The following is a 16,195-nucleotide window of genomic DNA, read 5'->3' as shown; positions in this document are numbered from 1 at the left end:
ACCTCAATAAAGGGGTTCCTTGACTTTTATATTCGTTTATATTCGTCTGAATCCGGCATCATGCTTATGCGTGCTTTCTTTTCTTAGAAGCTGCATATACACCTGCTGCACCAAGCAGTAAGAGGATATAAAGCATCATATTTGCCATATCACCTGTTTCTACAGATTCACTGCCTGTTGTCTTCTGGAATAACAGACCACCTGTCATCTTACCGCTCAAATCAATCTTTGCAGAAGCCTGACCGCCTACAACAGCGCCAGCCTTTGCATTGGCTGTAAGTACCAGTAAGCCGTTCATATTGATTGTATTGTCACTGTTTCTTGTAACCGGAATCGCTGCATATACGTGTGTGTCATAATTCATCTTTGTGTCTGTAGATACAAACCAGTCTGCCGTTACGGCTGTTGTACTATTATTTGTTCCTGCTTCCGTGCAGTTCCAGAAATAGTTGCTTGACTGATATACCTTAGAAGCATCCTGTGTACCCTTGAACTTAAATGTTTCATTCACACTTGTCTTCTGTGTTCTCCATGAAAGAACACCTGTTGCCATAAAATCGGTATTTGCTGCATCATTTGTATACATGGCTACGTTTGAACCGCCATTATTGTATGATGTAGAATTGGTTACCTGAATATCCGGACAGCTGTTAGAATCAATACCCTTTGCCTTGTTATCAAATGCTACGGAATTGATTAACTTGTGGTATCCTGACATGCTTGAACCACCCATCTTAAATCCGTTACCGTTACCGGCATCAGTACCGTCTTCCAGATAACCGTTGCCATAAGCTACACAGTTCTGGATTGTTACAGCACCGATTGAGCCTGTTTCTACCTTTGCAAATAAATCCCATCCGTCATCTGCATTGTTGTATGCGATACATCCGTCAAATACATTGCCTTCACCGATTGTCAGCTTTGCTGCAAATCCGTCTGCATCTTCATAACCCTCATCGGCATTGCCGTATGATGTACAATTTAATACTAAGTTGTTGCTTGGCCATTCTTCTTTAGTATCTGTTGATGTAAAACGGCTGATCTGTAAACCGGTGTTACCGTTGTGATAAGTCCGTACGTTATCTACTGTACAGCTGCTTCCGCAAAGTCTGATACCATCCTTTGCATTTGCTGAATTTGTTACATCAAATCCCTGATAATACCAGTGATCACCAGCTAATACCATACCTTCACAGTTCTTGCCGAAATCAAATACCGGTCTGTCTGTAGAAGACTCTGCTGCCATAATGATTGGCTGGCTTTCCGTACCGTCGATACCCGGCTGTACCGTAACTGTTGATTCTAAGTTGTATGTACCTGAAAGGAGTACAATCTTTTGTCCCGGTGAAACATATTTTACTGCTGTGTAAATGTCAATCGGATTTTCCTTTGTACCGACACCGTCTGATGCCGCATCCGGTCCGACATAAATCACGTCACCATCAAACTTGTTGTATGTTACCTTATAAGTAAATGTTGAAGCTTCATAAGAATCCAATACTTCAAATTCACTTGGTCTGTAACCTTCCACCGGTGTCATCGTTACTGTAAATGTATTCTCACCTAATGTTAATGTCGTTTCCCATACATATTTCTGACCGGCTGTTACATCTTCATCTGCAATGACCGTTCCGTCTGCTGCAGTAACAACAACGTGACCGTCTGCATTGGCTACATAAGATAACTTGTAGCTTTCTGAATTGGATACAGAAGCAGATGTTACTTTATATGAAGGTGCTACAGTTGTAACCGGCTGTTCTTCTTTTGCCACATCATTTTCAGGTGAAATCGTTGTTAAGTTAATGTCTGTTACGGTAATCTTTGCTGTTCTTGAAGCAAAGAAACCAACATATACATTGTCTTCATCTAACTGTTCCAATGCCTTTGTATCATAGTATTTCTTTGTCACAGTTTCGCCTGCTTCGTTGGTATAGCTTACGAAATAACCTGTGTTATTTTTCTGAATAGACATCTTAAAGGTTGCCAGCGGATTCTCAACAGTTCCTGTAACATCCTTTGTTGCATTGCCAATCAGATTTCCCGTTACACCGGAGCTTTCCAGTGTTGTCATCTTTGAACTGAATTCATTGTTTACGGTTGCTGTATCGTTTGCTTCAAGCTTAGAAAGGTTTGCCTTTGTAACACCTGTCTTTTCCTGTGAGCCGATACCTAACTTCATTGTTGCCTTTACAGAACCCTCCGGTGCTGTTGTGCCACCCTGCTTAATCGTGTCTAATGCCATGCTGCCATCTGCGTTTACATAGTATTCAACCTTTGTGACAGATGCCATATAGGAGTTGTTCCAGAATACAGAAGAATCACCGTTCTTACCAACTCTGTCGGCCGCCATTAAACCAAAGCCTTCCTGACCGTTTGTCAATGTCCATTCATCAACTGTTACGGTTGCTGACAATGTAAAGTTCATATTAGAAGGAATGGCTGTATAGTAGAAGGATAAACCGTCTGTAGAAGCCGGTACAATCTTACCCTTGCTGTTTAAATTCCAAAGTGTTACCTTTCCGTCATTCGCACTGCCTTCATAGCCTGCATTCTTTTCATCTGAGCTGACGCCCTGACCGAATGCTGAAAAAGCCCATACCTGCTGTGCTTCTGCAGTTGCTTTTGCTGTAATCGTTGCAGCTTCTGAAACGGCTGCCGGTAATACTCTGACTGCTGTCAGCTTGAAAGTATATTCCTTGCCGACTGTCAGTCCTGAAACGACATATTCTGTTCCTGTTACAGATACAGGCTGTGTAAAGTCTGTTCCGTTTTCGCTGTATGATACTTCATAAGAAGAAGCTTCTGTCACTTCGTCCCATACGAGTGAAACCTTACCACCGCCCTGGCTTGTTGCACTCTGGAAAGACGGCTTAGCAAGAGGAAGTTCAAAGCCCTTAAATTCCTTATCTGTTCCTGTCTTGTCTGCTTCATCTTTTCTTGCTGCTGTAATTGTAAATGTATAATCACCGCTTGCAGCCGGTGTAAATGTAACTACACCTTCTGCTGCATCTTTTGCATAATTTTCTGTGGCTACAACCGTTCCTGCTGCATTCTTCATATCAACGGATACACTGTCTGCACCGTCATAGCCGATTACCATTGTAAACGGAACTGTAATTTTACCGTCTGCTGCCGTAATCTCACCAATTGCCGGTGCTGCTACGTCTTCCCATGCTTTTCTTGCCGGTCTTTCGCCGCTTGCTGTCTGCTCTGCCGTAAAACTTAATACTCTGGCACCTCTGTTACGTTCTGCATCTTCCGGTGATACAATCTGATAAATACCTGCCGGTAAGCTGCTGTATGTAAGCTTTGTTGCGTTTGTTCCCTTAACAATAGTTGTTCCTGCATCTTCTGCAACCGTACTGTTGTCTGCTGTATTTACAAGTGCAATTGCCGATTCATTCGAACCGCCTGTACTGCTTGCTTCAAAAGATACTGAAGCAGTACCTGTTACAGTAAACTGTAATGCACCGGATGCCTTTGAACCAAGTTCAATTGCCTTTAATGCACTGAAATCGGAAGAACTCTTTGTTCTGAATGTTGCTGTTCCGACAGTCTTTACATAATCAGAAGCAAAGACTGTTCCTTCAGCAATTGCTGTCTTATCGGCTGTTACGCTGTAAGCTGCCGGTGAAAGGTCTGCAACTGCGAATGCATAAGTTGTTGTAACTGCTGCAGCTTCTTCTTCCTCAACAGTAATGTCTAAGAATCTTGCGCCTCTGTTACGTTCTGCATCTTCCGGTGATACAACCTGATAGGTACCTGCCGGTAATGCTGTATACTTTAACTCTGTCTTTTTTGTTCCTGCTACAACAGCTGTTCCTGCATCTTCTGCAACCACACTATTGTCCGCTGTATTAATCAGTGCCACTGCGGATTCATTAGAACCGCCCGTACTGCTTAATCCTACTACTACGGAAGAAGTGCTTTCCGTTGTAAACTGCACGGCACCTGCCGCCTTAGATGCCAGTTCGTAAGCCTTTATGCTTCCGTCACTGTTGGTTCTCTGGGTCACTTTTCCTACGATTTTAAAGTACCCGTCATTAAATGTTGTTCCCTCTGCAATCACGGCTTTGTCATCCCCAACTGAAGCCTGCGCTGTTGCATCAAAAGAGTGGACTGTACTTGCTGCTGCCTTTGTTACAGCCCAGTCCATAGGCATAATACCTACTGTGAGTAAAACCGCCATTACGACCGCCATTACTCTTTTTGACTTTTTAGTCTTCATAATTACTCTCCTCTCGTGAAATTAGCCCTATTGTCAATTTTTAATCAAAAATGTAAAATTCGTGTTACATTTTTGTTAAATCTCTCCAATGACTCTAATCTATCACAAACATCCCACCTTTTCTACAAAAAAATAGTGATTTTTGCTCTTGTTTACTGATTATTTTAGGTGTAAAATATAGTATATGTTAATATTACGCAAATATATTATGATTTTTTGTGCATTTTTACCATTTTATATTCAAAAAACATCCGAACAAAATTTTATAAAATTGTTCAGAAACGAGGATTTCTATGGCTGTAACATCACGATTTGAAATTTCCAAAAAGACCCATCAGGCGTCTTACCATATGCACTCTGCGCATGCACATTCTTATTATGAAATGTTTTACCTGATCAGCGGCGGTTGCGATTTATTTATCAAAAACAATGTCTACCACCTGACGCCCGGCAATATTACATTTATTCCCGCAGATACGCTGCACCGCACTTCTTACTCAGATGCTGCCCTGCATGAATGTGTATCGATTGAATTTACACAGAGTTATTTAAGCGAGCTGGTTGCAGAATTCGGCACAGTATGGCTGCAAAGCCACCTGTTTTCCAAAATCTTTTATCTGCCGGAGGACTGCCGCAGCGATATCAATGCTATGCTGAGTCTGATTCTTGCCGAACACCAGTCGTCTGATATTTTTTCAAACTGCATGTTAAAAATGTATTTTCAGACCTTGGTCGTGCGTATTTTACGATATATTAATGATGCTTCAATTCTGATTGTCAACAACAACACACGTGCCACCGATGAAGCACTCCAGATTGCCGTAGACTACATTAACGAACACTTTAAAAATAATATTACACTGGATGACATGGCAGAACTGCTGCACTTAAATCCTTCGTACTTTTCCAAAAAATTCAAGTCTGCAAACGGTCTGGGGTTTAAAGAATACTTAAATAATGTGCGGATTAATCATTCTGAAAAACTGCTTCTGGAAACCGGCATGAGCATTACGGAAATCGCCTTTGAATGCGGCTATGATAACAGCAACTACTACGGCGACGCCTTTAAGAAAGTAAATGGCGTGTCCCCATCGACATTCCGGAAACTGAAAGGGAATATTGTTGACCGGTGATACAGAATACAAGAAATAAAAACTGCACAGATACAAGCCATAACCTGCAATCCAATGGATATGTCCATTGCCGCATTGCAGACACTACTCTTTCTGTGCAGCCTTTTTATTTTACTTTACAATTTTATTGCCTGTTATTCCTCTGGCGATTCTTCTGCCTTTTCATAGGCTTCCAGAATCACCGCCTGTAACCGTTCTCTTGTCGAGGTGTTGATTGGGTGGGCTACATCCCTGTACTCACCGTCTGACGACCTTCTGCTTGGCATCGCAATAAATAACCCCTTATCGCCTTCGATAACCTTAATATCGTGTACAACAAATTCATCATCTATTGTAACCGATACAACTGCCTTCATCTTTCCTTCTTTGCTGATTTTTCTAACACGTACGTCTGTAATATTCATAAGCGCCCCTTCTGCTGCCCCCTGTTGCAGCCATAATCTTTTTGTGTCGTTGCAGTTTTTTAGTAATAAATCGGACTGTTTTCATCAAGAATCAGCGGTTCACCCTCACCCTTGTAATTGGTATTGGCTTTAATGGTACTTCCGCTTTCCACAATGCAGTTCTCCAGATAAGAGTTATCTCCAATATATGCATTATTTAAAATAATGCAATTCTTTACCACACTGTTATTTCCGATATAAATCTTTTTAAACAAAATCGAATTTTCAATTGTACCGTTGACAATGCAGCCGCTTGATACAAGGCTGTTGCTGACCTGTGCACCACAGTTGTACTTTGCCGGCGGTAAATCTTCTACCTTTGAATAAATATCCGGATACTGCTTAAAGAAATAATCACGGACATCTTTCTTTAAAAAGTCCATATTCGTTTTATAGTAAGACCTTACGGATGAGATATTGCTCCAATAGCTTTCCAGCTTATATCCGTAAATCTTTTTAATATTCTTATAACGTATCAGAATATCCCTTACAAAATCATGACGGTCTTCTGAAGCTGCCTTTTCAATCAGTTCAATCAGCAGTCTTCTGCGGATTACATAGATTCCTGTTGAAACAGTGGAAAGATTGGTTTCCAGCGGTTTCTCATCGATATCGGTAATCCGTCCTTCCTCTGTCATCGTTACCAGTCCGAAACGGTTAATCTCCGAACGGTCTGTCATTTTCTTGACAACCATCGTAATATCCGCTTTCTTTTCGATATGGTACTCCAGCACTTTATTATAATCCATCTTATAAATACCGTCACCGGATGCGATAACAACATACGGCTCATGGCTTGTCTTTAAGTAATTCAGATTCTGATATAAAGAATCTGCCGTGCCGCGGTACCAGTAGCTGCTGTCTGCTGTAATTGTCGGTGTAAATACGAACAGTCCGCCCTGCTTTCTGCCGAAATCCCACCACTTTGATGAACTTAAATGCTCATTTAAAGAACGGGCATTGTACTGTGTAATAACAGCCACTTTATTAATACGGGAATTGGACATATTACTTAATGCAAAATCAATTGCCCTGTAGCTTCCCGCAACCGGCATTGCCGCGATTGCCCTCTTTTTTGATAAATCTTTCATCAGTTTGTTATTGCCACCGGCCAGAATAATTCCTATTGCTTTCATACATTATCACCTGCCTTAATTATGATGCCTCCGCTTGCAAGCTGCCCTTCCTGATAATCATCAATGGTCGTCTCGCCGGAAATAGCTGTATTCTTACCTACTGTTACATTGTCCGGGATAACGGAACATTCACCGACTGTAACAAGGCCTGAATTATAAATTTGGGGTTTAAATACATTCTCTGCTTCTTCGCCTGCCCCAAGTTCAACATGGCTGCCAATCTGAACATCTTCTGCAATAATCGACTTTGTAACAATACTGTCTTTTCCGATAACAGAATTGTTCATAATAATTGAATCACGTACCACCGTGCCTTCTTCTATGACGACGCCGGCACCGATAACGGAATTATAAACCTTTCCGTAAATTTCCGTTCCATCACCGATAATACTCTTTTCTATGTAAGCATTTTCCCCGATATACTGCGGCGGAATCGTATCCGTGCGGGTATAAATCTTCCAAAATTCTTCATACAGGTTAAACACCGGGATAATATCAATCAATTCCATATTTGCTTCCCAATAAGAACTGAGTGTTCCGACATCTTTCCAGTATCCGTTGTACTCATACGCAAAAATGCGTTTATTGTTCTCGAAGCAGTACGGAATAACATGCTTGCCAAAGTCACATTCATTCTGGTCTTTCAGCTTGATTAAAGCTTCCTTTAATACCTTCCAGCTGAATATGTAAATACCCATTGACGCTAGATTGCTCTTTGGCTGCGCCGGTTTTTCCTCAAATTCTGTAATGCGGTTATCTTCATCTGTTACCACGATACCAAAACGGCTCGCTTCTTCCATCGGAACCGGCATTGCGGCAATCGTAATATCCGCATTGTTCGCCTTATGATAATCCAGCATGATTTTGTAGTCCATCTTATAAATATGATCTCCTGACAAAATCAAAACATAATCGGGATTATACTGTTCCATATACTCCAGATTCTGATAAATGGCATTGGCTGTTCCTGTATACCACTCACTGTTTGAACTCTTTTCATACGGCGGAAGTACAGTTACACCACCGACATTTCTGTCCAAATCCCACGGAATACCAATACCGATATGCGAGTTCAGTCTTAACGGCTGATACTGTGTCAGCACACCTACCGTATCAATGCCTGAATTAATGCAGTTACTCAATGGAAAATCGATAATCCTATACTTTCCACCAAAAGATACCGCAGGCTTCGCTACCTTTGCAGTCAGCACTCCCAGTCTGCTGCCTTGTCCCCCTGCCAATAACATGGCAATCATCTCTTTTTTAATCATGCTATCACCTCTGATGTTATAATAATAAACCTGTTTTGATAAAACAATTATATCATATGTGACTCATTAAGTAAAAAGAATTTTGTAAAATTCTAAATATTTTTATCCTTTAATAAAACAATTACACTTGTATATAACACATACGCAATACAATTTACATTTTATGCGGATATTTTCAAATAATACCTATTTTTCCGATATAATTTAAGATGTCAAGGTCATAATCCTTATCACCGCGATGCGCTCGCGCAAGCGCGGCTGTAAGGATTCATGACCCGCCCAGTATTCGCATAAAAGTGAAGCGAATGCTTCACGATATGCGAATACTGGGCAGGATTGTGAGAGTGCGCAGCACGGAGCAATCCATATGACATCTGTACCGTAAATATTATGTCAGCGCCGGTGAAAATAAAGTTTGAATTTTTCCGCAATACGTTTATAATATGATTGTATGATGTTTTTCATCTGCTATATCTAATAAGAAAGGATTCAACCATGTATCATATTAATTTTAATAATCCTATTCATGTACATTTTATCGGTATTGGAGGAATCAGCATGAGCGGTCTTGCACATATACTGCGGGATAAGAATTTTACCGTATCCGGCTCAGATGCTGCTGAATCTGCACTCACGAAAGAACTTACTGCCGCAGGCTGTCATATTGTATACAGCCAGACGGCTGACAATATTACCAGTGACATTGACTTAGTAGTCTACACAGCTGCCATCAGGGACACCAATCCTGAACTTTCGGCAGCAAGAGCTGCGGGTATTCCTACGATTACCCGTGCCGAACTGCTCGGACAGATTATGACCAACTACAAAACTGCTGTCAATATCGCCGGTACACACGGAAAAACAACGACAACTTCCATGCTGACGGAGATTTTAATGGCAGGTAACTGTGACCCGACCATTTCTGTCGGCGGCATTTTAGACAGTATCGGCGGTAATATCCGTGTCGGACAGTCCGGTATTTTTGTAACGGAAGCCTGTGAATATACCAACAGCTTCTTATCCTTCCACCCGACCATGAACATTATTTTAAATGTCAAGGAAGACCACCTCGATTTCTTTAAGGATATTGACGATATCCGTTATTCCTTTAAGCTGTTTACGGAAAAGCTTCCGGCAGACGGTACTTTAATTATCAATACCGATATTGACAATTACGAATACTTCTATCAGGACACTTCCTGTGAAGTCATTACTGTCGGTTCTGACCCGGCTAAGAGCATGTACAGCGCTGCAGATATTGCTTTTGATGAAATGGGCTGCTGCACGTACACTCTTTTAATAGAAGGAACACCTTCCGGCCAGATTCATCTTTCTGTTCCCGGCGTGCATAATGTATACAATTCTCTTGCCGCCATTGCCGCCGCAAAAAAGCTGGGACTTTCACTTGAAGTGATTGCCACCGGTCTTTCAGGTTTTCACGGTACAGAACGCCGCTTTGAAAAGAAAGGCGAATTTAACGGTGTCACAGTCATTGACGACTATGCCCACCACCCGGATGAGATTAAGGCAACGCTTGCTTCGGCTGCCCATTATCCGCACAAAACCGTCTGGTGTGTATTCCAGCCGCATACGTATTCGCGTACCAAAATTCTGCTCACGGAATTTGCAGAAGCGCTTTCCCACGCAGATAAGGTTGTTCTTGCCGATATTTATGCTGCAAGAGAAACGGATACACTGGGCATCAGCTCTCTTGATTTAAAACACGAAATCGAAAAACTGGGCAAAGAGTGTTTTTATTTTGGCTCTTTTGAAGAAATTGAGAAATTTTTATCAAAAAATTGTATCAACGGCGATTTGTTGATAACTATGGGTGCCGGAAATGTCTATCAAATCGGGGAAGCCTTGATTTCTCAATAATTTCAGTAAAATAGTTTGGTTTTCAACATAGTTATCCACATTATCCACATACTTAATCACATTTTTGTTGATTCTGTGTGTGGATTTCCTGTTTATAAGGACTTGTCCACAATTCCGCTTTTTACACGCATTTCATTTTTCTTTTACAAGTTATCCACATTATCCACAATATCCCCAGTGGATAACCCTGTGTTTTCCACCTGTTGATTTTGTTTTGGTGTGTGTTATAATGAAGAAACTGAATTGATAAGGAAGTTTTTTGTATGAATACAATTACATTACATATGGAAAACCGTGCGGATAACACCGCCGTTTCCAATTATTTTATTGACACCTTAATGCCACAGGCAAATGGTGAATTTGTAAAAATATATTTGTATCTTCTGCGTTGTGTGTCTGCCGGTCACATTTCTTTATCTGTGTCTGAAATGGCAGATTTATTCAACCAGACGGAAGCCGACATCCTGCGCGGGCTGCGCTACTGGGATAAAATGAATGCCCTGCGCTTAAATTTCAGCCCGGACGGCATGCTGACAGGCATCTCCTTTACGGATTTATCCGCTTCGTCCGCTTCCAGGGGGGCTGACCCCCGCTATGCAGACAATTCTGTCATGCCAAATGCCATCGTAAACAGTCCGACTGTCAATACTGCCGTGTCAGCTTCTGCACCTCACACTATGACATCCGCTGTGGCTCCTCTGATGGAAACGGCAGCCGCAAAAGAAACCGCCGGTCCGGAATCCTATTCCATGACCCGCATCAGCGAATTTAAACTTGGCGATGAAAATTTTGCCATGCTTTTATTCGCCGTAGAAGAATACATGGGCGAACCTCTTGGTTCTTCTGCACTTCAGCGGATTGCCTATTTTTACGACACCTTAAAACTGCCCGCAGACCTGATTGAATATCTGGTCGGCTACTGTGTACAAAAGGGTCATAAGAGTATGCGCTATATTGAAAAAATTGCTGCCAGCTGGGCAGAAGCCGGAATTACTTCCGTCAAACAGGCAAAGCTTGAAACAGCAAACCACAATATGACCATTTACTCCGTGATGAATGCCTTTGGCATCGGAAGCCGCGACCCCGGACAGCGGGAACGGGAGTTTATCACCAAATGGACGGACACGTACTGCTTTGATGCCGATATGATTATTGAAGCCTGCAACCGCACTTTAAAGGCAACGCATCAGCCGAGTTTTGAATACGCAGACTCTATCCTTACCAAATGGAATAAGGCAAATGTAAAAACACCCGAAGATATCCGCAAATCAGATGCTGAATATGAACTGCTGCGCAATCAGAAAAAAGCATCCAATGCAGCTTCTGCTCCCGGCACGAATAACAACCGTTTTCACAATTTTCACCAGCGTGATACCGACATTGACAGCTTAGAGAGCGCTTTAATCAGCAATAACAGCTAGAAAGGACAAGGTTATGGCACTTACCAATTCCCAACATGATGCAATTATGCGGATTTACGATGCGATCCGCACCGAAAACCGGCATATCCAGAATGAACGGTATGCGCAGGTGACTGCCGCATGTCCTGAAATTGCCCAAATCGAAGACGATATTATCGGGCTTTCCATGCAGGCGGCGGCAGAAATGTTAAAAAATCCGGATTACAAGACCGCCTACCGGAAAAAGCTTTCAGAACTTGCAGACCGTAAAGCCGCCTGTCTTGCTGCTCTTGGCAGACCTGCAGACTATTTAGAGCCTGTCTATACCTGTCCAAAATGCAAGGATACCGGCTATATCGGTCAGCATAAATGTGCCTGCTTCACCAAAAAAGCCATTGAGCTGGTGTATCACGATTCTAATTTAAAAAATATCATCACGACGGAAAATTTTGATACCTTTTCCTATGAATGGTATGATAAAAAAACGCCGATTCCGTCCATTGGACTGACACCCTATAATAATATGCAGAATATTGTGTCCATATGCCACCGCTTTGTGGATGAATTTGACACCACCTATGATAATCTGCTGCTTTTTGGCGATACCGGTGTTGGAAAGACTTTTTTAACCAACTGCATTGCAAAGGAACTGCTTGATTCTTCGCACAGTGTCATTTACCTGACTGCCGTGGAATTGTTCCAATGCTTTGAACAGCAGGATTTTAACAAGCCGGATACATCCGATACGGCAATTGACAGCAGCTACATTTTAGACTGTGATCTGCTCATTATTGATGACCTCGGCACGGAATTTGCCAACAGCTACACCAGTTCCCGCCTGTTTTACTGTATCAATGAACGGATTCTCAGAAGAAAAAGCGTGGTTATCTCAACCAACCTTTCGCTCTCAGATATCCGCAACATGTATTCGGAGCGAATTTTTTCGCGCCTTACCAGTGCTTATAAGCTGTTAAAGCTTGCGGGTGCCGATATCCGTCTTTTGAAAAAAACAGGGCAAAAACCTTAGGAAATCATTGACTTATCGGCAAAGAATGATTATATTTTATATTGTGTTAAATACAAATTTGTATCGTATTATACTAATGGAGGATTTTAATTATGCCACGAGACGAACGTCACACACAAACTATTCCATATGGTACCTTAGGTATCGTTCCTTTAGCCAGCTGCTCAGAATTAGGCAAAAAGGTAAATAATTATCTTGTTGACTGGAGAGAACAGCGCGACCACGAAGATGAATCTACACTCGCTTTCAGCGGATATAAAAGAGATTCTTATATCGTAAGTGCAAGCACCCCTCGTTTTGGTTCCGGTGAAGGAAAGGGTGTTTTAAACGATTCCGTACGTGGATATGATTTATATATCATGGTTGACGTATGTAATTACAGCCTTGAATATTCTTTATGCGGTTATAAGAACCATATGTCACCGGATGACCACTATGCAGATTTAAAGCGTGTTATCGCTGCTGCCGGTGGTAAAGCACGCAGAATTACCGTTATTATGCCATTCCTGTATGAAAGCAGACAGCATAAACGTTCAGGACGTGAATCCTTAGACTGCGCACTTGCATTAAAGGAACTCACAGATATGGGTGTGGATAACATCATTACATTTGATGCACATGACCCGCGTGTACAGAACGCAATTCCGTTAAAGGGATTTGAATCCGTTTCTGCTACGTATCAGTTTATTAAATATCTTTTACTGGGTGTTGACGATTTACACATCGACAGCGACCATATGATGGTTATCAGCCCGGATGAAGGCGGTATGGGACGTGCTGTTTACTTTGCAAACGTCCTCGGTCTGGATATGGGTATGTTCTATAAAAGACGTGACTATACAAAGATTGTCAACGGACGTAACCCAATTGTTGCCCATGAGTTCTTAGGCTCTAACGTAGAAGGAAAAGATGTTGTCATCATCGACGATATGATTTCTTCCGGCGAAAGCATGATTGATGTTGCTGCTGAATTAAAGAGAAGAAAAGCAAAGAGAGTCTTCTGTGCGACAACCTTTGGTCTGTTCACAAATGGATTTAAGAAATTTGATGAAGCTTATGAAAACGGCGTTATCGACCGTGTTCTTACAACGAACCTTGTATACCAGCCGGAAGAACTGCTTTCTAAGCCTTGGTATATCAATGTAGATATGAGCAAATACATTGCTTTATTAATTGATACGTTAAACCACGATTCTTCTATCAGCAACTTATTAAGCCCTGTTGAAAGAATCCAGCAGCGTGTTAAGGAATACAACGAAACACATTACAGCAAGTAATATTAATGTATGCAGGCTTTGGGCGCTGCCCGGCAAAAAGGGATAGGAAAATGTTGATTCACATTTTCCTATCCCTTTAATTTATGGCTTGTTCGATTTCTCATCTACCCGCATCAACGGACGACTTTGTGCCGCTGTCGGCAAAAAGTGTTATGTGAACAAGCTTTGATTTATGGCTTGTTCACATTTACCACTCTCCGCGTGCCGTTGCATCGGGATCGGTTCTTGTCGTGGCGTCAATATCGCCATACTGCATCGGTGCCGTTGTCTTTGGCTGTGCCGGTGCTGTCGTCCATCGCTGATACGGTGTTGTTGTTGGCACCTGTGCTGTCGTGGACGGAACCTGCTGCGGTGTTACCTGTTCAATACCTGTCGTTTCCGGCACAATTGCTGTAGTTTCCTGCGGTAAGGATTCCGTTTCCTCCTGTACTGCCGCTGTCGTCTCCGGTTGTGTTGTCTGCTGTGTAACCGTACTGAAATCTGTTACAGGCAGATTGGTATGCACCGCCGTCATAAAATCTTTAAAGATTGCATTGACACGGCTGTTGACACCGGACATTTCTTTTGGATAATCGTATCCTGCCCATACCGTTGTGGTGTAATACTTGCTGTATCCGCAGAACCATACATCTTTGCTGGCATTTGTCGTTCCCGTTTTTCCGGCAACAACTGCATTTTCCACATTTGCTGATGTTCCCGTACCGCTTAATACAACTTCCCTTAACATCTGTGTCATCATGCGCGATGCACTTTTATCATAAACCTTGCTGTCACGGTTCGTTTCATTGACAACCGTTTTATTGGAAGCATCTACAATAAGACGGATACAGGTTGCTTTTCTGTATACACCGTCATTGGCAAGTGCTGCATATCCGCCTGCCATTTCTTCCGTTGTCACACCATACGTAAAACCGCCTAATGCACCGGCATTGTAATCTTTATCCACCCAGATTTTATGAAATCCCATTTTTATTAAAAAGGAACTTCCCGTCTTTGGCGTAATCTGCTGATAAATGTTCCATGCAACCGTATTTTTAGACCATTTTACGGCATCTGTCAACGTCATCTCTCCGGCATAGCTTGCATCGGCATTGGCAGGACCGCCGTCAATCTGCGAATCGGTAACCTTCGTATCCGGCGTATTGCCAAGCTGCAAATACGGTGTGTAGACATTTAACGGCTTAATACAACTGCCCGGCTGGCGGTAACTCTGATACGCACGATTTAAAACATAGCCCTTGATGTCTTCCTGACTGCGCGAACCGACAATCGCCACCACATTTCCGGTGCTGTTATCCACACACGTTGCCGCTCCCTGCATACTGTATACACCTTCCGAAGACTTTTCCGTATATGCCGCCAGATTGTTATCTACTGCCTGCTGTAACTGATTTTGTATATTCATATCAATGGAGGTGTAAATGCTGTAGCCACCGCTTAAAAGCTTCTGCTGACACATATTGTAAAATGTATCATACGTAGCTTCATATGCATTATAATCGTCTTCCGAACTGAAATTATAACGGAAGGTAAAGCCCGATACACTCATCAGCGATTCGGTTGCACAGTGCCTTGCATACGTTACAACCGAATTGTTAATCTCCTCTGTCTGATGCGGATTTAAGACAACCTCTTCTGTTTCAGCCATATAGCGGTCGAGCGAACCAATATCATCCGCCTCGTAAAGCTGCTGTAAAATGAGGTTTTTACGCTGAACGGTATTGTCATAATTTGTCAGCGGATTATAGCGTGTCGGATTGTTGGGAATCGCCGCGATAAAAGTCTGTTCCGCAAGCGTAAGCTCTGACACGGATTTGTCAAAATATCCTCTTGCCGCAGCTTCCACGCCATAATATCCGTTTCCGAAATAAATATTGTTCAGGTAAAATTCCAGAATCTGATTCTTACTGTACTTCTTTTCCAGACCGACCGCAATAAAAATCTCCTCAACCTTACGCTGCCATGTCACTTCCTGCGACAGGAAAATATTTCTTGCAAGCTGCTGGGTAATGGTACTTGCCCCCTGCGCAATATCATTGCTTTTCTGATTAATCACAATGGCACGCAGAATTGCCTTGATATCATAACCGGAATGTTTATAAAACTGGCGGTCTTCCATGACGACAAAGGAATTGACCAGTGTCACCGGAATCTCCTGATACGACACATAATACATATCCTTTGTATTCTTCATTGTACAGAGTTCCTGGTCATTCGTATCATAGATAATCGTTGTCTTTGAATCTTTAAAGGTACTGACCGAGCTTGCCGCTACATAAGAATCCGCCGCACGTTTTAAACGCACAACCGTAATCACTTTTGGAATCAGATAAATGAGTCCCGCAAGCACCGCAAGCACCAAAACTGCCCGTATGATTTTCTTAAACTTTTTCATGCAAACC

At 42.2% G+C, this 16,195-nt stretch carries 10 protein-coding genes; 5 read left to right on the top strand and 5 right to left on the bottom strand.

Features of this window, described 5'->3' with window-relative positions:
• Positions 1–64 precede the first annotated feature (64 nt).
• Positions 65–4,228, bottom strand: a complete 4,164-nt coding sequence (locus tag LI288_RS10885; RefSeq protein WP_227090412.1) for a right-handed parallel beta-helix repeat-containing protein — start codon at positions 4,226–4,228, stop codon at positions 65–67.
• Between the two features lie 293 nt (positions 4,229–4,521).
• Here LI288_RS10885 and LI288_RS10880 point away from each other — a divergent pair, with 293 nt between their 5' ends.
• Entirely contained in the window at positions 4,522–5,361 is an 840-nt protein-coding gene (locus LI288_RS10880) for a helix-turn-helix transcriptional regulator (protein ID WP_227090411.1), read from the top strand.
• 134 nt (positions 5,362–5,495) lie between these two features.
• Here LI288_RS10880 and spoVG read toward each other — a convergent pair whose 3' ends face one another.
• Genes spoVG through LI288_RS10865 form a run of 3 tightly spaced genes read right to left on the bottom strand, consistent with a single transcriptional unit; the run spans position 5,496 to position 8,211 of the window.
• A complete protein-coding gene (spoVG, locus tag LI288_RS10875) occupies positions 5,496–5,765 on the bottom strand; it encodes a septation regulator SpoVG (protein WP_022431600.1) in 270 nt (89 codons plus the stop codon).
• Positions 5,766–5,824: 59 nt separating this feature from the next.
• Entirely contained in the window at positions 5,825–6,940 is a 1,116-nt protein-coding gene (glgD, locus tag LI288_RS10870; RefSeq protein ID WP_022431599.1) for a glucose-1-phosphate adenylyltransferase subunit GlgD, read from the bottom strand.
• A complete protein-coding gene (locus LI288_RS10865; RefSeq protein WP_022431598.1) occupies positions 6,937–8,211 on the bottom strand; it encodes a glucose-1-phosphate adenylyltransferase in 1,275 nt (424 codons plus the stop codon). Before LI288_RS10865 ends, glgD begins: the two co-directional genes overlap by 4 nt.
• A gap of 495 nt (positions 8,212–8,706) precedes the next feature.
• Here LI288_RS10865 and murC point away from each other — a divergent pair, with 495 nt between their 5' ends.
• The 4 genes from murC to LI288_RS10845 all read left to right on the top strand — a co-directional run bounded on the left by murC (position 8,707) and on the right by LI288_RS10845 (position 13,793).
• Positions 8,707–10,089, top strand: coding sequence for a UDP-N-acetylmuramate--L-alanine ligase (gene murC, locus LI288_RS10860; RefSeq protein WP_227090410.1), 1,383 nt, complete (start codon positions 8,707–8,709; stop codon positions 10,087–10,089).
• A 263-nt stretch (positions 10,090–10,352) separates the two neighbouring features.
• Positions 10,353–11,510, top strand: a complete 1,158-nt coding sequence (locus LI288_RS10855; RefSeq protein WP_227090409.1) for a DnaD domain protein — start codon at positions 10,353–10,355, stop codon at positions 11,508–11,510.
• A gap of 13 nt (positions 11,511–11,523) precedes the next feature.
• The gene (locus LI288_RS10850) at positions 11,524–12,516 is read left to right on the top strand and encodes an ATP-binding protein (RefSeq protein ID WP_227090408.1); all 993 of its coding nucleotides are present in this window, start codon (positions 11,524–11,526) and stop codon (positions 12,514–12,516) included.
• Positions 12,517–12,608: 92 nt separating this feature from the next.
• On the top strand, positions 12,609–13,793 hold the full coding sequence (locus tag LI288_RS10845; RefSeq protein ID WP_227090407.1) for a ribose-phosphate pyrophosphokinase: 1,185 nt from the start codon (positions 12,609–12,611) through the stop codon (positions 13,791–13,793).
• A 187-nt stretch (positions 13,794–13,980) separates the two neighbouring features.
• Here LI288_RS10845 and LI288_RS10840 read toward each other — a convergent pair whose 3' ends face one another.
• Positions 13,981–16,188: a transglycosylase domain-containing protein gene (locus LI288_RS10840; RefSeq protein ID WP_227090406.1), complete on the bottom strand. Its 2,208-nt coding sequence runs from the start codon at positions 16,186–16,188 to the stop codon at positions 13,981–13,983.
• Between the last annotated feature and the right edge of the window lie 7 nt (positions 16,189–16,195).

Source organism: Lachnospira pectinoschiza, from assembly GCF_020564355.1.
GTDB classification, from domain to species: Bacteria; Bacillota; Clostridia; order Lachnospirales; family Lachnospiraceae; genus Lachnospira; species Lachnospira intestinalis.
The sequence above is the reverse complement of the archived record's forward strand: the minus strand, read 5'-3'. Positions and strand labels throughout refer to the sequence as shown.